We start from the raw sequence: 18788 nt of genomic DNA, 5'->3' as shown, positions 1-18788 counted from the left end.
CGGGGGCGAGGAAACCCCCGGGGGCTCAGCTCGGCAGCGTGAGCCCCCACCCCCCTTCCCGAACCGTCCACGTCCGCGTCCGCACAGGCCCGGACACCACGGAATCCGCCCGATACCGAAAGTCCGCCCCGGACACAGTCACCCGCCGCCCCACCACCCGCAACGGCGAAGCCTCCGCCCCCACGGAAACCGGCCGGACCTCCACCTCCGCACCCCCGGCGACGCCGGGCGTCACGGACACCGCCTCGACCGGCTGATCCAGGTCGACCAGGGTGACCCCGTCGACCTCGACCCGCAGCCGCGAAGGCCCTGGCCCCGGCACGGACGCCACACGCGCGGGCCGCGCCGCGAGCGTACGGACCAGTGACTGACAGGTACGCAGCCACGCATGACCCCCGAGCCCGGAAGCACCACCCCCGAAACTCCCGAAGCCACCAGAAACCCCAGTACCCCCAGAACCCCCAGAACTCCCGGAAAGCCCGAAATCGCCGACACCACCCACACTCCCCATGTCGACCTCCTCGGCCCCCCTCAGCCCCCCACCCGCCCCCAGCGGCGGTATCCGCAACGCCCCCAACACCACCCCGTCACTCTCGTCGACCAGTAGATCGAGCCGCCGCTCGACCCCGTCGAGCACGGCCCGGGCCGCCGCGACGGCCCCGACGGGCACCCCGAGCGCCCGCGCCAGCGACAGCACACCGCCCACCGGCACCAACGACACCCCACATCCGGCCAGCTCCCGCTGTCGGTGCAAAAGGGACACAGCACGCAAGAGGGCGCGGTCGTCGCCCACCACGACCGGCCGCCGGGAACCTCTCCGGGCCAGCGCCCGGGCAAATTCCTCGGGCCCTTCCGGCAGGCATACTTTCGTCGCCGCACCCGCGCTGAGCACGTCTTTTGCGATCCGTACAGACTCGCCGTCCGTCCAACGGGCGACCGGGTCGATGACCACAAGGAGCTGGTCGGAAGCCGCCACCTCGGTCATGCCTCGCTTCCTCGGGTAGCATCTTTGTGCAAGAGCCCCTTGCGCTATTGCGCCAGGGGCTTCGTCTATTCCGGGGCATCCGGTCCGACGGTCGCGGCCAAAGGAGGTCGCCGGCGTACGCAGCCGTATCGAAAACCAGCCGCGTACGTCCCCGACCTTGGACATGCCCCGCCCGGAAGGGGTGTACGCCTGTGCCCGCACTTGTGCTGCTCGGTGCTCAGTGGGGTGACGAAGGCAAGGGAAAGGCCACCGACCTGCTCGGTGGATCCGTGGACTATGTGGTGCGCTACCAGGGCGGCAACAACGCCGGCCATACGGTAGTCGTGGGTGATCAGAAGTACGCCCTCCACCTCCTCCCTTCCGGAATCCTCACGCCGGAGTGCACTCCGGTGATCGGAAACGGAGTCGTCGTCGACCCGTCGGTCCTGTTCTCCGAGCTGAACGGACTGAACGAGCGCGGTGTCGACACCTCCAAGCTTCTGATCAGTGGAAACGCTCACATCATCACGCCGTACAACGTCACTGTCGACAAGGTGACGGAACGCTTCCTCGGGAAGCGGAAGATCGGCACGACCGGGCGTGGCATCGGGCCCACCTACGCGGACAAGATCAACCGCGTCGGCATCCGTATCCAGGACCTCTACGACGAGTCGATCCTGACCCAGAAGGTCGAGGCGGCCCTCGAGGTCAAGAACCAGCTGCTGACCAAGCTCTACAACCGCCGCGCCATCGAGGCCGGCCAGGTCGTCGAGGAGCTGCTGAGCTACGCGGACCGGCTCAAGCCGTACGTCGCGGACACCGTCCTGATCCTGAACCAGGCGCTGGAGCAGGACAAGGTCGTGCTCTTCGAGGGCGGCCAGGGCACGCTCCTCGACATCGACCACGGCACGTACCCCTTCGTGACGTCGTCGAACCCGACGGCCGGCGGTGCCTGCACCGGTTCGGGCGTCGGCCCGACGAAGATCAGCCGGGTCATCGGCATCCTCAAGGCGTACACGACCCGTGTCGGTTCGGGCCCGTTCCCGACCGAGCTCCTCGACGAGGACGGCGAGGCGCTGCGCCGCATCGGTGGCGAGCGCGGTGTCACCACCGGCCGTGACCGTCGCTGCGGCTGGTTCGACGCGGTCATCGCCCGCTACGCGACCCGTGTGAACGGACTGACCGACTTCTTCCTCACCAAGCTGGACGTCCTGACGGGCTGGGAGGAGATCCCGGTCTGCGTGGCGTACGAGATCGACGGCAAGCGTGTCGAGGAACTCCCGTACTCCCAGACCGACTTCCATCACGCGAAGCCGATCTACGAGAACCTCCCGGGCTGGTCCGAGGACATCACCAAGGCGAAGTCCTTCTCCGACCTCCCGAAGAACGCCCAGGCGTACGTCAAGGCGCTGGAGGACATGTCCGGCGCCCGGATCTCCGCGATCGGCGTCGGCCCGGGCCGCGACGAGACGATCGAGATCAACTCGTTCATCTGATCCGTTCGGAGATTTCAGACCGTTCAGACCATTCGGACTGTTCAGGCCGTTCGGATCGTTCAGATCGTTCGGGTGCAGTGAGAGGCCGTCGTCCCCAACCGGGGGCGGCGGCCTTCGCGTTCACCGGGGAATGTGCGACCGACACGTGTCTCATCACCCTGGTTCACGGGGGCGCCGTCATGGCACGGAGTGGCCGTCGGGCAGGCCGAGCTGACCGTTAATTGACCTGGACATGGCCTGTTCCTGGTTCCCGACCGGCCGGGACCCGACGACGATCTACGCGTGTAGTGCACTGAGTGCGCGAAGCGCACGTGGCGCACCCAACGCATCTGCAGTGCCCGAAGTCCCCGCACGACTCGCGCAGTTGCTCCCGTCAGTCAAGTCCCAGCCAGTCCCAGGAGACACGTATGCCCGTCAATCCCATGAACCGCCGGGAGTTCGTGAAGAAGTCGGCCGTCACCGGGGCGGCCGTCACGGTCGCGGGGGCTGTCGCCGCGACGCCGGCCCAGGCCCAGACCGCGGACCACAAGCCCGAAAAGGCGCCCCGCACCTGGTCCTTCTCCATCCTGGGCACCACCGACCTGCACAGCCACGTCTTCGACTGGGACTACTACACGGACGCGGCGTACAAGGACAGCAAGGGCAACTCCGTGGGCGTCGCCCGCGTCGCCACCCTCATCAAGCAGCAGCGCGCCGCCAAGGGCGAGAAGCACGTCCTGCTCGTCGACGCCGGCGACATCATCCAGGGCACCTCGCTGGCGTACTACTACGCTCGCGTGGACCCCATCGTCGCCGCCAAGGGCAGGCGCGCCCCCGTGCACCCCATGGCCGTCGCCATGAACCACATGCGCTACGACGCCGCCGCCCTCGGCAACCACGAGTTCAACTACGGCATCGAGACCCTGCGCAAGTTCGAGAAGCAGTGTGACTTCCCGCTGCTCGGCGCCAACGCGCTGGACGCCAAGACGCTGCGTCCGGCCTTCCAGCCGTACACCGTGAAGCGCATCTGTGTGCCCGGCGCCCCGGACATCAAGGTCGGCATCCTCGGCCTCACCAACCCGGGCATCGCCCTGTGGGACAAGGACAACGTCTCCGGGAAGATGGCGTTCACCGGGCTCGTCGAGCAGGCGAAGAAGTACGTCCCGCGGATGCGCGCCCTCGGCTGCGACGTCGTGTTCCTCACCGACCACTCCGGCCTGGACGGCAGTTCGTCGTACGGCAGTGAGCTGCCGTACATCGAGAACGCCTCGAACCTCGTCGCCCAGCAGGTACCCGGCATCGACGCGATCCTCGTCGGCCACACACACGTCGAGGTCTCGTCGTACACGGTGAAGAACGAGGAGACCGGCAAGGACGTCGTCCTCTCCGAGCCGTACTGCTGGGGCATGCGCCTGACCGTCTTCGACTTCGAGCTCGAACTCCACCACGGCCAGTGGAAGGTGACGAGCACCAAGGCGCAGACCCTCAACAGCAACACGGTCGAGGAGGACCCGGAGATCACCAAGCTCCTCAAGGCCGACCACGACCTGGTCGTGAAGTACGTCAACACTCCGGTGGGCACCTGCACCGCGGACCTCTCCGCGGCCGAGGCCTGCTGGAAGGACGTTCCGGTGATGGACTTCATCCACCAGGTCCAGATGGCGACGGTGGCCTCCGGCCTGTCCACCGCCGACGCCGCCCTCCCCCTGATCTCCGTCGCGGCGCCCTTCAGCCGCACCGCCGACATCCCGGCGGGCCACGTCACCATCCGCGACGTGGCCGGGCTCTACATCTACGACAACACTCTGTACGGCAAGAAGCTCACGGGCGCCCAGCTCAAGGACTACCTGGAGTACGCGGCGAAGTACTACCACCAGTTCGCGTCCGGCACGAAGGTGGACACGGCCACCCTCACCAACGCCAACAACTTCTGGGACTACATGTACGACACCGCCGCCGGGGTCGAGTACGACATCGACATCGCGCAGGCCGAGGGCTCCCGCATCAAGAACCTCACCTACAAGGGCGTGGCGGTCGCCGACGACCAGGTCTTCGTCGTCGCCGTCAACAACTACCGCGCCAACGGCGGCAGCGGCTACCCGCACATCGCGGCCGCCGACATCGCGTACAGCTCCACCAACGAGATCCGCCAGCTGATGATCGACTACGTCACGTCCAAGGGCACCCTCGACCCGGCCGACTTCGCGGTCACCAACTGGAAGCTGACACAGGACGGGACGCCGGTGTTCACAGCCAGCTGACAGTCAGTCAAAAAGCTCTGGCTCAGGGCAAGTTGGAATGTAGAAATCCGGTCATGGGTGTCACGGATGTGCATGAGTACGTGTACTCAACCGTGACGAGTAGGGCGGCTGATGCCGCTGTCATGGCCTGTTCAACAAGATGATCCCGCGTCAAAACGGCGCGCCGGACTTGGAGCTCGCACCCCCAGCGGGTCCGGCCTTCGGTCGACCGTCACACCGCGGCGGTCACTCCATGAGGAGTCTTGTTGAAGAACCGGATCGTTCGGGCTCTGGTCGCCATGGCGACCGCGGGAGTCATGGTGGCGCTGGCGGCGGGGCCGGCCAGCGCCGCCACCCCGCCCCGGAAAGCGGGTGTGAGCAACGCCGTGTACTTCGTCCACGGCATCGACTGGAAGCACGGGAGCCCGTACCACGCCAAGCAGGACTGCAAGTCGGTCTGGGGCAAGGCCATGTCCGACCTTCGGACGAAGGGCTGGACGGGCAAGTTCGTCACCTGGGGCTACTACAAGAACGACGTCAACTGCACCCGCAAGGTCAACGGCAACCTGCAGACCCGGATCCAGGAACTCGGCCGTCTGCTCGCCTGGGACATCTACAACAACTACTCCAAGCACGGCAAGAAGGTCGACGTGGTCGGCCACTCCATGGGCGGTCAGGTCATCCGGGCGGCGATCACCGGCGTGAACAAGTACGGCCGGACGTCGTCGCAGTGGCCGGACTACATCTACGTCGAGGACGCGGTCACCTTCAGCAGCCCGTTCACGGGCTCCAACTGGGCGACGGCGTGCACGGCCGCCTACACCTACAAGCAGTGCAGCGATCTGCGGCCGGGCAGCGGCTTCCTCTCCTGGGCCGGACAGAACCCGCAGTCCAAGATGAAGACGGACTGGACCCTCATCGGCGCCGGTGACGACGACGCCGTCACGTCCGGCTCCGCCACCGGCATGAACGCCAAGCACAAGGTCGTCTACAACAGCGGCCAGGGGCTCGAACACAGCACCATCAAGAACGCCGGCGGAAACGGGCTCTGGTCCTACAAGTTCTCCGACAACAACGGCAGAACCTGGTCGCCCAACCGCGACCGTCACGCCCCGGTCCGCTACGCCTACGAGGCCATGAGAGCCCCCGCGGCCTGGTAGCCGGTACCCGGCGGTCGCCGCTCGGCGCCCGGTGACCGACACAGAAAGGCGGCCCAGGTCCCACCGACTCCGGTGGGGCCTGGGCCTTCCTTCGGGCCGCGTGCGCCTCAGCTGAAGATGATCATCGACCCTTGGGCGAGGCTGCGGGTCGCCGCCGCGTGCAGGCCGAGCCACACATGCCGTTCGCGCGCGAACGGGCTCGCGTCGTACGGGGCGGGCGCGGCCGGTTCCTCCAGCTCCGTGGGAGCCATGGGCGGCTGCGGGGCGGCCGGCGGGTTCGCCGGGTCGATACCGATCGACGGGGCCACGAACTCCAGCTCGCGCAGCAGCGACTGGGAGGAGCCCAGGGGGCCGCCCCCGGCGAGGAGTTCGTCGTTGGCGAGCGGGTGCGGGAAGTCGACCGGGACGTACGCGCCCGCGTGGTCGTAGTGCCACACGAGGTGCGACTGCTGGGCGTTCGTCTCGAACATCTCCAGCAACTGCTCGTAGTCACCGCCCAGTTCGTCCACCGGGGTCACCGCGAGGCCGCACATCTGGAGCAGATACGCCCGGCGCAGGAAGTGCAGCGCGTCGTAGTCGAAACCGGCGACCGGGGCCACATCGCCGGAAAGCCCCGGCATGTACGCGTACACCGGGACCGGCGGAAGTCCGGCCTCGCCCAGCGCTTTGTCGTAGAGCGCCAGTTCCTCGGCGAAGGGATTGTCGGGGGTGTGGCACAACACGTCGACGAGCGGGACCAGCCACAGGTCACATGCCAACAGACGGCTCCTCTAGCTCCTTGGGAAGCACGGTGGTCAGGGAAGCGTAATGGGTGGGACCCGCCCTCAGTCCCCCTCGTGCGGAACCCGTGCCCACACCCCGCGCGCCCACCTGTCGCACCGGCGCACACGCCTCCCGCCACGACCTCACGTCGCGCTCATCCGGCGGCCAGGCGCTCGATGAGGGCGAGGGAGTGCTCGTTGTAGGCGGCGACGATCGCGTGCGCCGCGCCCGGGTCGCGGCGGGCCAGCGCGTCCACGAGCTCCGTGTGGCCCGCCCACAGGTGGCCCTTCAGATCCTCCACCCGGCGCAGGTGCTGCACCGTGCACACCCAGGACTGGACGCGCAGGCGGTGCAGGAAGTCGGCGAGGTAGGCGTTGCCGAACAGGGCGCTCAGCTCGCGCCAGAAGCGCAGGTCGTAGCCGATGAGGATGTTCAGGTCGCCGGCCGTCGCGGCGCGCTGGGCCTCCTCGCCACGGCGGCGGACCGCGGCGAGGGCGGCGAGGGTGCGCGGATCGTCGGCCTGCGCCATGCCTGAGACGAGGAGACTCCGGAACATCCCGTCGGTGACGAGACTCCGGGCCTCGATCATGCCGCGGTAGTCGTCCGGCGAGTACTCGTGCACGCGGAAGCCGCGGTGCTGGTCCGCCTCCAGGAGGCCCTGGGCCGACAGATCGACGAGGGCCTCGCGGACGGGGGTCGCGGAGACGCCGTACTGCTCGGCGATCTCCTTCACCGTGAACGCCTGCCCGGGCCGGAGCCGGCCTGCCAGCACCTCGTCGCGGAGCGCGTCCGCGATCTGCTGCCGCAGGGTGCTACGGGTTACGGCGCCGTTGCCGCCGGTGCCGGGCATGGTCTCTCGCTCCCTCATCGCGTACGGGTGCACGTGCGTGCGCTTCTCTACAAGCACGGTCACCTTACGCGGACGCGAGCCTTTCAGGGGCCGGAGAGGGCGGCTCCCAGCCCCGCCCCGAGGGGGGGCGGGGCATGCGAGGCGGAGCCCCGCCCTGAGGAGCGCGGGGAACCGCGCGCTCATGCCCCCACCTGCCCGCAGCCGACCCTCATGCCCCCGCACGCCCCCCGCACGCCCCCCCCGCGCGTCACACGGTGTATTCGTCCGCCACCGACAACGCCTCGTCCAGCGCCGCGAGCCCCTCCTTCGCCTCCCCCTCGGAGACATTGCACGGCGGCACCACATGCGTCCGGTTCATGTTGATGAACGGCCACAGCCCCCGCGCCTTCGCCGCCGCCCCGAACGCGACCATCGGCCCATTGGCCTCACCGGCGGCGTTGTACGGCACCAGCGGCTCCCGGGTCTCCCGGTCCTTGACCAGCTCCAGCGCCCAGAACACCCCCGTACCGCGCACCTCACCCACACTGGGATGCCGCGCGGCCAGCTCCCGCAGCCCGGGTCCGAGCACCGTCTCCCCGATCCGTGCGGCCTGCTCGACGATGCCCTCCTCCTCCATCACGTTGATGGTGGCGACGGCGGCGGCACAGGCCAGCGGATGCCCGGAGTACGTGAGCCCCCCGGGGTAGGGCCGCCGGGCGAAGGTCTCCGCGATCGCCGAGGAGATCGCGACGCCGCCGAGCGGAACGTAGCCCGAGTTCACGCCCTTCGCGAAGGTCATGAGGTCCGGCGTCACGTCGTAGTGGTCCGCCGCGAACCACTTCCCCGTACGCCCGAACCCCGCCATGACCTCGTCCAGGATGAAGATGATCCCGTACCGGTCGCAGAGCGCCCGCACCCCGGCGAGATAGCCGGGAGGCGGCGTCATGATCCCCGCCGTCCCCGGAATCGTCTCCAGGATGATGGCCGCGACGGTCCCCGGCCCCTCGAAGGCGATCGTGTCCTCCAGGTGCTGAAGCGCCCGCTCGCACTCCTGCTGCTCACTGTCGGAGTGGAAGGGAGAGCGGTAGAGGAACGGCGCCCAGAAGTGGACGACGCCCGCCGCGCCGCTGTCGTTCGGCCAGCGCCGCGGGTCACCGGTGAGGTTGATCGCGGTGGAGGTGGCCCCGTGGTACGAGCGGTACGCGGAGAGGACCTTCGGACGGCCGGTGTGCAGCCGGGCCATCCGCGTGGCGTTCTCGACGGCCTCCGCGCCACCGTTGGTGAAGAAGATCTTGTCCAGGTCGCCCGGGGTCCGCTCGGCGATCAGCCGGGCCGCCTCCGAACGGGCCTCCACGGCGAAGGCGGGCGCGAACGTGGACAGGGTCGCGGCCTGTTCCTGGATCGCGGCGACGACCTTCGGGTGCTGGTAGCCGATGTTGGTGAAGACGAGCCCGCTGGTGAAGTCCAGATACCGCTTGCCTTCGTAGTCCCAGAAGTACGACCCCTCCGCGCCGGCGACGGCGAGCGGGTCGATGAGCTCCTGAGCGGACCAGGAGTGGAACACGTGCGCGCGGTCCGCGGCCTTCACGGCGGCGCCGACCTGGGGGTTGGGCTGAGGGGTCATGCGCCGAAGCGTAAATGTCCCCGGAGGGGGCGCGACATCGGCGTCCTGTCTGTGACCGGGGGCTTTCCACGACAGTCTGTCGGGCTTGGCCGCCGACAACGGCTCATTGACAGCATCCTGTCGAAATGACAGCATGCTGACATAGTGCGCAGTCATGGTCTATGCGAGGAGAGAGCGATGAGCGCGACGAACGACCACGGCAGTCCCGTCCACCTCGCCGTCTACGACACCTACGCCGACTGGGAGACCGGTCACGCCACCGCGTATCTCGCCCGCGCCGGCCGCGAGATCCGGACCGTCGGCCCCACCCGGGAGCCGGTGACGACGATCGGCGGTCTCCGGATCCAGCCCGACCTCGCGCTCGACGAACTCCGCCCCGAGGACAGTTCCCTGCTGATCCTCACCGGCGCCGACCTCTGGGACACCTCCGACGACCTCGCCCCCTTCGCCCGCACGGCCCGTGCCTTCCTCGACGCGGGCGTGCCGGTCGCCGCGATCTGCGGGGCGACGGCCGGGCTCGCCCGCGAGGGGCTCCTCGACGACCGGGACCACACCAGCGCCGTGTCCTTCTACCTCGCCGCCACCGGCTACCGGGGCGGCGGACGGTACGTCGACACCGACGCCGTCACCGACGGCAAGCTCGTCACCGCCGGACCGACCGAGCCCGTCGCCTTCGCCCGGGAGGTCCTGCGGCTCCTCGGGGTGTACGAGGGGGAGGTCCTGGACGCCTGGTACCGCCTGTTCCACGACTCCGACGCGTCCGCGTACGCCGTACTGGAGAAGGCCTCAGGGGCCGCCGGGGAGGCCGCCCGATGAGCCGGGAACGGCAGAACCTCCTCAGCCGTGCCGCCCTCGGCGTCTTCCGGCTCAACGGGCAGTTCCTCTCCGTGGCGGACGAACTGGCCCGCCCCGCGGGGCTGACCGCCGCCTGGTGGCAGGTGCTGGGCGCGGTGCTCCCCGAGCCGCTCCCCGTCGCCGGGATCGCCCGCGTCATGGGCATCACCCGGCAGAGCGTGCAGCGCGTCGCCGATCTGCTGGTCGGCGAGGGCCTCGCCGAGTACCTGCCCAACCCCGCCCACCGCCGCGCCAAACTGCTCTCCCCGACCGTCGCCGGCCGCACCGCCGTCGCCGCGATCGGCCCCGGCCACGCGACCCTCGCCGACCGGCTGGCGCGGGCGCTCGGAGAGGACGGCTTCGCCGAGACCGTACGGATCCTGGAGCGACTGTCGGCGGTTCTCGACGAGATCGACGGGGCCGCGACGGACGTCACGAAAACGCCAGGTGCTGTTACTGAACCGTAGACACCGCCCCACCCACCTCCTGGTAGGGCCGCACTATCCTCGGCCTCGGGCGGTTGCGCAGGCACGGGGGAGGGCGGCACGACGATGGAGAAGCTGGGGGCGGGGGAACCGCAACAGATCGGGGCGTACCGACTGCTCGCGCGGCTCGGTGCCGGTGGCATGGGACGCGTCTATCTGGCCCGCTCCGACCGGGGCCGTACCGTCGCCGTGAAGCTGGTGCGCGAGGAACTCGCCGCGCAGGAGGAGTTCCGGGCCCGCTTCCGCCAGGAGGTGCTGGCCGCGCGCCGGGTCGGCGGCCTCTGGACCGCCCCCGTCCTCGACGCGGACACCGAGGCCGCCGTCCCGTGGGTCGCGACCGGATATGTCGCCGGACCCTCCCTCCAGACGGTCGTGAGCCACGACCACGGAGCGCTACCGGAACGTTCCGTCCGCATTCTCGCGGCCGGACTCGCCCACGCGCTCAAGGACATCCACGCCGCCGGACTCATCCACCGCGACCTCAAGCCGTCCAACGTCCTCGTGACCATCGACGGCCCGCGTGTCATCGACTTCGGGATCGCGCGCGCCCTGGAGACCGTCACCGAGGGCGGCCTCACCCGCACCGGCGCCCTCGTCGGTTCGCCCGGATTCATGGCGCCCGAGCAGGTCCGCGGCGACCGCCTCACGCCCGCGTGCGATGTCTTCTGCCTGGGCTCGGTCCTCTCGTACGCCGCCACCGGCGCCCTGCCCTTCGGGGCGGCGAACAGCGGGGTGCACGCGACGATGTTCCGCATCGCGCAGGAGGATCCCGACCTGGACGGCGTACCGGAGGGCCTCGCCGACCTCGTACGGCACTGTCTGCGCAAGGACCCCGCCGCCCGCCCCGGCCTCGACGAGATCCTGGAGCGCATCGGAGCGGAGGACACCGTCGTGGAAGGACGCTCCCGCGACCCGTGGCTGCCCAGCGCGCTGGTGGCCCAACTCGGTCGGCACGCCGTGCGGTTGCTGGACACCGAGAACCCGGACGAGCGCCCCGCACCGGCTCCGGCGCCGCCCGCGCGTCAGGCCACCGCCCCCGCTCAGGAACCGGCCCCGGGATCCGCCCCGGCGGCCCTGGACCTGTCCAAGTCCACCCCCGCACCCAGCCCCACCCCTACCCCCGCTCCCGAGGTCGCCCCGGAGCACACCGCCACCCCGCCCCCGCCGGGAGGACCGGCCTCGACGGACCACTGCCTCCCGACGCCGAGCGCGGGCGCCGACCAGACGCCCCCGCCGGCCGCACCGCCCGCCGCGCACCCCGCGTACGGCCATCCCCAACAGCACCCCAGCCCCACGGGCCCGCCCGCGTACGGCTATCCGCAGGGCGGCTGGGGCGCACCCGGCTCGTACGGCCCCACGCCGCCGTACGGACCGGGCATGCCCACCACGCCGTACGGCCCCGCGGGCGTCCCCGAGCCCGAGCCGCCGCGCAGAAGCGGCCGTTCCACCGCCGCCCTGATCGTCGTGGCGCTGGTGGTCGCGCTCGGCGCGGGCGGTTCCGTCTACGCGCTGATGCAGGGCGGCACGGCCCAGGGCACCGACGACGCGAAGGCGTCCTCGGCCGCGTCCACGAGCCCGACCGCCCCCGACTCACCCCCGCCCTCTCCTTCTACTTCCTCCACCTCCCCTTCCGATTCGCCCTCGCCCCAGGCATCCCAGGCCGGCACGATCCCGGAGGGGTTCCTCGGCACCTGGGACGCCTCCATCGACAACGCGACGGGCCACAACACCCGCCGACTGACCATCCAACAGGGCGCGGTGGGCGACGCGGTCCTCTCGCTCGTCGCGGACGGTCCGTCCGGCAGCAGCACCTACCACTGTGTCTTCCAGGCCGAACTGACCGCCGCCCCCGGCGCCGGGGGTCCCCTGGTGATCGGCCCCTCCGAAGTCACCGGCGGCGCACCGATCTCCTCCTGCTCCCCGGGCGCCGCCTCCCAGATCACCCTTCTGTCCGACGGCCGGCTGCGCCGGGTGAACACGGGCTCGGGCGAGTCGTTGACTTACACGAAGAGTGGCTGACGAAGCGTCAGTTGGGTCCGCCCGGTGGGGGCGGGCCGCGCAGTTCCCCGCGCCCCTGAGGCGGGGGCTTCGCCCCGCATCCCCCGCCCGTCCGAGGTTCTTTGGCTGACGGCCGGTGGGGGTTGGTCGCGCAGTTCCCCGCGCCCCCAAGGCGGGGGCTTCGCCCCGCATCCCCTGCCCCGTCCGGTTCGTTTGGCTGCGGGCCGGTGGGGGTTGGTCGCGCAGTTCCCCGTGCCCCTGAAGGGGCGCTGCGCGCATCTTCAGCCCGTCCGGCGTTTGAGGACGAGGCCGTTCAGGCCGATGCGGGGGTCTGGGGCGCGGGCCGGTGGGGGTTTGGGGCGGTAGTCCTGCGGGGGTCTGGGGCGGAGCCCCATGGGGGTCCAGGGGGCGGAGCCCCCGGTGGGGTGCAGGGGCGGAGCCCCGCGGGGGTTCGGGGACTTGGTCCCGTGGGGGGTTCGGGGGCCTGGGCCCCGGTGGGGTTGAAGGGGCGGAGCCCCTGGGGATGGGACGGGTAGGGGCGGCGGGGGCGAGGAAACGCTAGCGCGGCTCCGGGGGGCGCTGGCGGGGCATGTTCGGGCGGGTGCCCGGAGGCAACGGCAGCCGCCCGGCCGGCGCACCTTCCGACCGAGGGGCCCCGGCCAGCGACGACTGGATACCCAGCGGCGCGGGCCCCGTCCGGAACTCCACCATCCAGTCCGCCGTCTCCACCCGCACCAACTCCGTCATGTCCTCCGAAAACCGACGCAACACCCCCAGACACCGATCCGCCGCCTCGCTCGCGGTCCCCTCCGTCGGCCCCAGAACCTCCCGCACACTCTCCGACGCCCAGTCGAACTGCAACACCTGCAACCGCCGCTGCACGGCCTGCGCGGTCGCCACGTCCCTTATCCACCCGGAGGTCACCCCGAAGAACCGGTCCCCGGCCACGCACGCGACCCCGAGCAGCAGCGCGAGATACCCCCAGGGGGCGACCCCGCCGACCACTCCGGTGAGGTCCAGCAGGGGAAGCGCGGCCCCGGCCACCGCCCCCGCCGCCGCCCCACCCCGCAGCACCCGCGCCCCCCGCCGCTTCCACACCCGGTCCGCGAGATACCAGGACGCCGTGTCGAGCGCCCCCCGCTCCACCCACCGGTACAGCTCATGGAGCCGCTCGGCCGGCTCCCCCCAGTCCCCGAGCGGAAACGTCCGGCCGGTCAGATCACCGGGCCGGGGCCCCGCGGCTCCGTCGTCCCGCCCGTCCTGGGGCGGCCCCTCGGGCTGCATCTCCGGCTGGCTCACCCGGCACTCCCTACTGGCGAAGGACGACGAAGGACGAAGCTGGTGATGTTGGATATCGCTGGTGACGTTGTGTCTGGTGACGTTGTGTGATGTCAAGTGACGCGTGGTGCCGAAGCGCCGCTTCCTTCCTACCGCCCAATGGGTGGCGATGGCCCGGGTTTCGCCGCTTTTCCGCCCAGAAGAGGGTCTTGATCAGGTATAGGCTTCGAGATCGTCTCACTCGAAAGAGTGCTGGGGCGACGGCCCCGCCAACCACGTAGGCTCGTGCTGAACGGGAAAACCCCGTCCATACAGCCGTACGAACCAGGAGCTGATCGTGATTCCCGGTGGTGGCCAGCCCAATATGCAGCAGCTGCTCCAGCAGGCCCAGAAGATGCAGCAGGACCTCGCCAACGCGCAGGAGGAACTCGCGCGCACCGAGGTCGAAGGCCAGGCGGGTGGCGGTCTGGTGACGGCGACGGTGACGGGTTCGGGCGAGCTGCGAGCCCTTGTCATCGACCCGAAGGCCGTGGACCCCGAGGACACCGAGACCCTCGCCGACCTGGTCGTCGCGGCGGTCCAGGCGGCCAACGAGAACGCTCAGGCGCTCCAGCAGCAGAAGCTCGGCCCGCTCGCCCAGGGCCTCGGCGGCAGCGGCATCCCCGGCCTGCCTTTCTAAGACCGGCGGCGGCCAACTACCGTACGTACTGAAAGATTCCAGGAAGGGCGGCAGTCCGTGTACGAAGGCGTGGTCCAGGACCTCATCGACGAGTTGGGGCGGCTGCCCGGCGTCGGTCCCAAGAGCGCGCAGCGGATCGCCTTCCACATCCTGCAGGCCGAGCCGACGGACGTCCGCCGGCTCGCGCAGTGCCTCATGGAGGTCAAGGCGAAGGTCCGCTTCTGCGCGACCTGCGGCAATGTGGCGCAGGAGGAACTGTGCAACATCTGCCGCGACCCGCGTCGGGATCTGACCGTCATCTGTGTGGTCGAGGAGCCCAAGGACGTCATCGCGATCGAGCGGACGCGCGAGTTCCGGGGCAAGTACCACGTGCTGGGCGGCGCGATCAGCCCGATCGAGGGCGTCGGCCCCGACGACCTCCGGATAAGGGAACTCCTCGCCCGTCTTGCCGACGGCACGGTCACGGAGCTCATCCTCGCCACGGACCCGAACCTGGAGGGCGAGGCGACGGCCACGTACCTCGCCCGCATGATCAAGCCCATGGGCCTCAGGGTCACCCGCCTGGCCAGCGGCCTCCCGGTGGGTGGCGACCTGGAATACGCGGACGAGGTCACACTCGGCCGCGCCTTCGAGGGGAGACGACTCCTAGATGTCTGACGCCACGCTGCACGCGACCAGCCAGGACCCCGACGACTTCGTGGTCCAGATCGCGGACCAGGTCGAGAGCTTCATCGTCGCCGTCACCGAAGTGGCGAAGGGCGACGAGCCCGACTCCGCCGTGCCCTTCCTCCTCCTGGAGGTGTCCCAGCTGCTGCTGGCGGGCGGCCGTCTCGGCGCGCACGAGGACATCGTCCCCGACGAGCGCTACGAGCCGGACCTGGGGCCGGAGCCGGACGTCGACGACCTGCGTGAGCGCCTCGCGGTCATGCTGGAGCCGATCGACGTCTACTCCGAGGTGTTCGACCCGTACGAACCGCGCAAGGCCCCGGTGGCCTGCCGTATCTCGGACGACCTCGCGGACGTCATCACCGATCTGCGCCACGGCATGGCCCACTACCGCGCGGGCCGCACCACCGAGGCCCTGTGGTGGTGGCAGTTCTCCTACTTCTCCAACTGGGGGTCCACCACCTCGGCGGCCCTGCGCGCCCTCCAGTCCCTGGTGGCCCACGTCCGCCTGAACCAGCCCCTGGACGACCTCAACGGCCTCGACACCGACCAGGACCTCGGCGAGGAGGTCCTCGCGGAGGAGGCGGGCCGGGTCATGGCCGAGGAGATCGGCGGGCCGCTCGGCATCCGGTCGTCCACGTAGCCCCGGACCGGGGTCAGCCGGCGGGCCAGTGCGCCCGGGTGAAGGCGGCTGCGGAGGTCAGTGCGGCATCGGCGTCGTCGAGCAGCGCGGCGAACCCCTGGAAGACGTGTGGGACCTGGGGCCAGACCTGCAGCTCGACCGCCACGTCGTGCTCGGCGGCGCGGGCGGCCAGCCGTACGGCGTCGTCCAGCAGGATCTCGTGCGAACCGACCTGGATGAGCAGCGGCGCGAGCCCCGTCAGGTCGGCGAGGACCGGGCTGGCCAGGGGCGTGGCGGGATCGGTCTCGCCCAGGTAGTCGCGGGCGCGGATCTGCAGCCCCTTGGCGGTCAGCGCGGGGTCGACGTCGGCCTTGCCGGTCAGGCTGTCCCCGGACAGGGTCAGATCGGCCCACGGGGAGAAGACCACGGCCGACGACGGCTGCGGCAGCCCCGCCTCCTTGAGCGCGACGAGCGTGGCCACCACCAGCCCGCCGCCCGCGGACTCACCGACGAACGCGACCTCGGAGCTGGGCGTCCCGTCCGCGAGCAGGGCGCGATAGGCGGCCACGGCGTCGTCCACGGCCGCGGGGAACGGATGCTCCGGGGCCAGCCGGTAGTCCACCGACACGGCACGGACCCCGGCACGCCGGGCCACGTCGGCGGCCAGGCCCACGGAGTCGGCGGCCGAGCCGAGGGCGTACGCGCCGCCGTGGAAGTAGAGCACCACGGCCGAAGAGTCGGTGCCCGGGGTCTCCACGGTGACGACCGGTATGCCACCGAGCCGGCCCGGTGTGGCCGTGACGTCTTCGGGCAGCGGCACGGACGCGATCATCTCGTGGAAGAGGGCGCGCTGCTCGCCGAGTTCACCGCCGATGTCGAACGGGGCGTGCCGCAGGAGCTCATCAAGAGCCTGGCGTTGCTGCTGGGTCATGAGGGACCTCTCATAGGTGAGCGGGGTGGGGCGGGCGGCGGTCAGCGGGGAGGTCCCAGAACGACCTGCCCGTACTTGTCGGCGGCTTCGGCCAGCAGCTCCGGCGCGATCCGGAAACCCTCGGGCCGAGGTGTGGCCAGATCGCGTCCGGCGTGCCGGAACATGCCCTCGATGCCGCCCGGGGTGCAGATCATCAGCAGGTCGGCGGTGTCGGAGGTGATCCGGTAGCCGTGCGGGACGTTCTTGGGCAGATAGACGATGCCGCCCTCGGACAGCTCCATCTCCTGATCGTCGGACCAGACCAGCGCGGTGCCCTTGATCAGCATGAAGACCTCGTCCTCACGGGTGTGCAGGTGGTACGGCGGCGCCTCGCCCTTGTTGACGCTGAACCGTCCGACGGTCAGCTGCCCGTCGGTGGCCGCGCTGTCCAGCAACACGGCGAAGACGCCGCCGTCGAGCCACTCGAGCTTCTGCTGCTGATCGGCCTGCGCGAGATAAGCCATGCTCATGGCCAGTCGCCCCTTCGCTGTGGCAGATGCTACGAATTCGAAGCATGCAGCGACCTTACGTCTGCTTCGAATTCGCAGCAAGTAAACTCTTGGCCATGCCGCACACCCCGCCCCCCGATCCCGAGCGACTGGATCCCGAGCAACTGGCCGCCTACTTCGCCCTGATGGAGGTCAGCAGCCTGCTCCAGCACGCCGTCGACCAGCAGCTGCGCGACGAGGGCGACCTCAGCTACACCCAGTTCCAGATCCTCGCCGTGCTCGGGCAGGCCCCCGAGGGGCAGCTGCGGATGACCGACATCGCCGACCGCCTGGTCCACAGCCGCAGTGGACTGACCTACCAGGTGGCCCAGTTGGCCAAGGCGGGACTGGTCACCAGGGCACCCTCGGCGGACGACGAACGCAGCGTCAACGTCACCGCCACCCCACAGGGCCAGGAGCTCCTGGGCCGGGTGATGCCGGGCCACGTGGCGGTCGTACGCAGACTCCTCGTCACGCCCCTGAACCGCTCCGACATCACCGCACTCAGCGACGTACTGGGCCGGGTCCGCACCCACATGCGCACGACCCCACCCCGCTCGGCAACCCCCCGCCGCAAGCCCACAACACACCACGACTGACCCCCGCGCCCACCGACCAACCGAGGCCGCAAAGCGACCCGGAGCCGCAAAGCGACCCGGAGCCGCAAAGCGACCCGAGGCCGCAAAGCGACCCGGGGCCGCAATGCGACGCGAGGGGCCGTGGCGGTACGTCGCAAGCCCGTCGCTTACGCCCGGATCGAGCAGCGGCTCCCTTGCCCGGCCCACGTCTGATCCAGCGGCGACGGGCTCGACGTACCGACACGGCCCCGACCCACCACCGGCATGGGCACCCCACCACCGGCATGGGCACCCCACCACCGGCATCGGCGTCCCACGTCACCCCAGCCCCCACAACCCCTTCCCCAACGTGGTGAGCCCACCGGTCAACGCCAGCAACAGCACCAGCATCCGCGCCCGCCGCTCCGGCACCCGCTCGGCAAGCACCCTCCCGACCGAGGCCCCCACCACCATCCCCGTCACCACGGCCCCCCACCGCGCCGACCCAAGATGCGGCACGCCGTTCGAGGCCACCGAGAAGGCGTTCACCACCACCCCGTAGAACAGCGCGTTCGGCACGAACTCCCGTACCGTCCATCCCGCGTTGAGGGCGTACAGCGAGACCGGCGGACCCCCCACCCCCGCCGCGGAGTTCATGAACCCGCCCGCCGCCCCCGCGGCCACGGCGCCCCGCGTGCCCCGCAGCGCGGGCAGCCGGGCGCCCCGCATGACCACGACCACGGCGACCGTCACCAGCGCGCCCATGAAGACCAATAGCTCGGCGGGCGGCAGCCGCCGCGCGACCCAGCTGCCCACCGGCACGGTGAGGAGCGCGGCCGCCAGACACAACGGCACCATCGCGCGCAGCCGCACCCGCCGCCACCCGCCGACCAGCCCCACGACACAGATCGCCCCGGCGACGCAGTTCGCGAGGACGACACCCTGGGCCGGCCCGAGCAGCAGCACCAGCGCCGGCACGGCGACGAGCGCGAAGCCCATCCCGGTCAGCCACTGCACACAGGACCCCAACAGCACGATCCCGCCCAGCATCAACTCGCCCGTCACCCAAGCCCCTTACCCCACCCGGCACTCCCACACGCCCGCCACCATCCCCTCGCGCAGCGTGAGTTGGCCAGGAGTTGGATCAGCCCTGCACG

The 18788-nt window shown here is 70.5% G+C and carries 18 protein-coding genes; 10 read left to right on the top strand and 8 right to left on the bottom strand.

Annotated features, from left to right (window positions below; translation table 11 throughout):
• Positions 1–25: 25 nt before the first annotated feature.
• Positions 26–985, bottom strand: coding sequence for a diacylglycerol kinase (locus tag AQJ27_RS26915; RefSeq protein WP_067374075.1), 960 nt, complete (start codon positions 983–985; stop codon positions 26–28).
• Positions 986–1176: 191 nt separating this feature from the next.
• Here AQJ27_RS26915 and AQJ27_RS26910 point away from each other — a divergent pair, with 191 nt between their 5' ends.
• The 3 genes from AQJ27_RS26910 (at position 1177) to AQJ27_RS26900 (ending at position 5839) form a co-directional block, all read left to right on the top strand.
• Positions 1177–2460: an adenylosuccinate synthase gene (locus AQJ27_RS26910; RefSeq protein ID WP_067374072.1), complete on the top strand. Its 1284-nt coding sequence runs from the start codon at positions 1177–1179 to the stop codon at positions 2458–2460.
• Between the two features lie 407 nt (positions 2461–2867).
• A complete protein-coding gene (locus AQJ27_RS26905) occupies positions 2868–4700 on the top strand; it encodes a bifunctional metallophosphatase/5'-nucleotidase (protein ID WP_067374069.1) in 1833 nt (610 codons plus the stop codon).
• Positions 4701–4945: 245 nt separating this feature from the next.
• A complete protein-coding gene (locus AQJ27_RS26900; protein ID WP_067374066.1) occupies positions 4946–5839 on the top strand; it encodes an esterase/lipase family protein in 894 nt (297 codons plus the stop codon).
• Positions 5840–5946: 107 nt separating this feature from the next.
• On the opposite strand, the gene AQJ27_RS26895 is transcribed toward AQJ27_RS26900, so the two are convergent.
• The 3 genes from AQJ27_RS26895 to AQJ27_RS26885 all read right to left on the bottom strand — a co-directional run bounded on the left by AQJ27_RS26895 (position 5947) and on the right by AQJ27_RS26885 (position 9054).
• Entirely contained in the window at positions 5947–6597 is a 651-nt protein-coding gene (locus AQJ27_RS26895) for a hypothetical protein (protein WP_067374063.1), read from the bottom strand.
• A 158-nt stretch (positions 6598–6755) separates the two neighbouring features.
• On the bottom strand, positions 6756–7451 hold the full coding sequence (locus AQJ27_RS26890) for a GntR family transcriptional regulator (protein ID WP_067374060.1): 696 nt from the start codon (positions 7449–7451) through the stop codon (positions 6756–6758).
• A gap of 247 nt (positions 7452–7698) precedes the next feature.
• Positions 7699–9054: an aspartate aminotransferase family protein gene (locus AQJ27_RS26885; protein WP_067374057.1), complete on the bottom strand. Its 1356-nt coding sequence runs from the start codon at positions 9052–9054 to the stop codon at positions 7699–7701.
• A 177-nt stretch (positions 9055–9231) separates the two neighbouring features.
• Here AQJ27_RS26885 and AQJ27_RS26880 point away from each other — a divergent pair, with 177 nt between their 5' ends.
• The 3 genes from AQJ27_RS26880 to AQJ27_RS26870 all read left to right on the top strand — a co-directional run bounded on the left by AQJ27_RS26880 (position 9232) and on the right by AQJ27_RS26870 (position 12392).
• Positions 9232–9870 (top strand): type 1 glutamine amidotransferase family protein, encoded by a 639-nt coding sequence (locus AQJ27_RS26880; RefSeq protein ID WP_067374054.1) that lies wholly within the window; start codon positions 9232–9234, stop codon positions 9868–9870.
• Positions 9867–10355 (top strand): MarR family winged helix-turn-helix transcriptional regulator, encoded by a 489-nt coding sequence (locus tag AQJ27_RS26875; protein ID WP_067374052.1) that lies wholly within the window; start codon positions 9867–9869, stop codon positions 10353–10355. Before AQJ27_RS26880 ends, AQJ27_RS26875 begins: the two co-directional genes overlap by 4 nt.
• 84 nt (positions 10356–10439) lie before the next feature.
• Positions 10440–12392: a serine/threonine-protein kinase gene (locus AQJ27_RS26870; RefSeq protein ID WP_067374049.1), complete on the top strand. Its 1953-nt coding sequence runs from the start codon at positions 10440–10442 to the stop codon at positions 12390–12392.
• A gap of 537 nt (positions 12393–12929) precedes the next feature.
• Here the strand turns inward: AQJ27_RS26870 and AQJ27_RS26865 are convergent.
• Positions 12930–13670 carry an SLATT domain-containing protein gene (locus tag AQJ27_RS26865; RefSeq protein WP_067374046.1) on the bottom strand — a complete coding sequence of 247 codons (741 nt, stop codon included), beginning with the start codon at positions 13668–13670 and terminating at the stop codon, positions 12930–12932.
• A gap of 316 nt (positions 13671–13986) precedes the next feature.
• Here AQJ27_RS26865 and AQJ27_RS26860 point away from each other — a divergent pair, with 316 nt between their 5' ends.
• The 3 genes from AQJ27_RS26860 to AQJ27_RS26850 are packed head-to-tail and all read left to right on the top strand — an operon-like array spanning position 13987 to position 15637.
• Positions 13987–14328, top strand: a complete 342-nt coding sequence (locus AQJ27_RS26860; RefSeq protein WP_075033091.1) for a YbaB/EbfC family nucleoid-associated protein — start codon at positions 13987–13989, stop codon at positions 14326–14328.
• A 57-nt stretch (positions 14329–14385) separates the two neighbouring features.
• Positions 14386–14985, top strand: coding sequence for a recombination mediator RecR (gene recR, locus AQJ27_RS26855; protein WP_067374043.1), 600 nt, complete (start codon positions 14386–14388; stop codon positions 14983–14985).
• On the top strand, positions 14978–15637 hold the full coding sequence (locus AQJ27_RS26850) for a DUF5063 domain-containing protein (protein ID WP_067374040.1): 660 nt from the start codon (positions 14978–14980) through the stop codon (positions 15635–15637). The genes recR and AQJ27_RS26850 overlap by 8 nt, the downstream gene beginning before the upstream one ends.
• Positions 15638–15650: 13 nt before the next feature.
• Here the strand turns inward: AQJ27_RS26850 and AQJ27_RS26845 are convergent, their stop codons facing one another.
• Positions 15651–16547, bottom strand: a complete 897-nt coding sequence (locus tag AQJ27_RS26845) for an alpha/beta hydrolase (protein ID WP_067374036.1) — start codon at positions 16545–16547, stop codon at positions 15651–15653.
• Between the two features lie 41 nt (positions 16548–16588).
• Complete coding sequence (locus AQJ27_RS26840) at positions 16589–17056, bottom strand: cupin domain-containing protein (protein WP_067374033.1); 468 nt, start codon at positions 17054–17056, stop codon at positions 16589–16591.
• A gap of 95 nt (positions 17057–17151) precedes the next feature.
• Between AQJ27_RS26840 and AQJ27_RS26835 the strand changes: the two genes are divergently transcribed.
• Complete coding sequence (locus AQJ27_RS26835) at positions 17152–17673, top strand: MarR family winged helix-turn-helix transcriptional regulator (RefSeq protein WP_067374031.1); 522 nt, start codon at positions 17152–17154, stop codon at positions 17671–17673.
• 297 nt (positions 17674–17970) lie between these two features.
• Here the strand turns inward: AQJ27_RS26835 and AQJ27_RS26830 are convergent, their stop codons facing one another.
• Complete coding sequence (locus tag AQJ27_RS26830) at positions 17971–18681, bottom strand: sulfite exporter TauE/SafE family protein (RefSeq protein ID WP_067374403.1); 711 nt, start codon at positions 18679–18681, stop codon at positions 17971–17973.
• Between the last annotated feature and the right edge of the window lie 107 nt (positions 18682–18788).

It is taken from the genome of Streptomyces olivochromogenes (genome assembly GCF_001514115.1).
Taxonomy (GTDB): Bacteria; Actinomycetota; Actinomycetes; order Streptomycetales; family Streptomycetaceae; genus Streptomyces; species Streptomyces olivochromogenes.
Note: the sequence above shows the minus strand (reverse complement) of the source record. Positions and strands in the feature narration are given on the sequence as shown.

Bases quoted from the DNA above. Each gene is read 5' to 3' on its own strand.
- AQJ27_RS26915 (WP_067374075.1), bottom strand. From the start codon at position 985: ATGACCGAGGTGGCGGCTTCCGACCAGCTCCTTGTGGTCATCGACCCG.
- AQJ27_RS26905 (WP_067374069.1), top strand. From the start codon at position 2,868: ATGCCCGTCAATCCCATGAACCGCCGGGAGTTCGTGAAGAAGTCGGCC.
- AQJ27_RS26835 (WP_067374031.1), top strand. From the start codon at position 17,152: ATGCCGCACACCCCGCCCCCCGATCCCGAGCGACTGGATCCCGAGCAA.
- AQJ27_RS26885 (WP_067374057.1), bottom strand. From the start codon at position 9,054: ATGACCCCTCAGCCCAACCCCCAGGTCGGCGCCGCCGTGAAGGCCGCG.
- AQJ27_RS26840 (WP_067374033.1), bottom strand. From the start codon at position 17,056: ATGAGCATGGCTTATCTCGCGCAGGCCGATCAGCAGCAGAAGCTCGAG.
- AQJ27_RS26830 (WP_067374403.1), bottom strand. From the start codon at position 18,681: ATGCTGGGCGGGATCGTGCTGTTGGGGTCCTGTGTGCAGTGGCTGACC.
- AQJ27_RS26890 (WP_067374060.1), bottom strand. From the start codon at position 7,451: ATGCCCGGCACCGGCGGCAACGGCGCCGTAACCCGTAGCACCCTGCGG.
- AQJ27_RS26845 (WP_067374036.1), bottom strand. From the start codon at position 16,547: ATGACCCAGCAGCAACGCCAGGCTCTTGATGAGCTCCTGCGGCACGCC.
- AQJ27_RS26875 (WP_067374052.1), top strand. From the start codon at position 9,867: ATGAGCCGGGAACGGCAGAACCTCCTCAGCCGTGCCGCCCTCGGCGTC.
- AQJ27_RS26850 (WP_067374040.1), top strand. From the start codon at position 14,978: ATGTCTGACGCCACGCTGCACGCGACCAGCCAGGACCCCGACGACTTC.
- AQJ27_RS26880 (WP_067374054.1), top strand. From the start codon at position 9,232: ATGAGCGCGACGAACGACCACGGCAGTCCCGTCCACCTCGCCGTCTAC.
- AQJ27_RS26870 (WP_067374049.1), top strand. From the start codon at position 10,440: ATGGAGAAGCTGGGGGCGGGGGAACCGCAACAGATCGGGGCGTACCGA.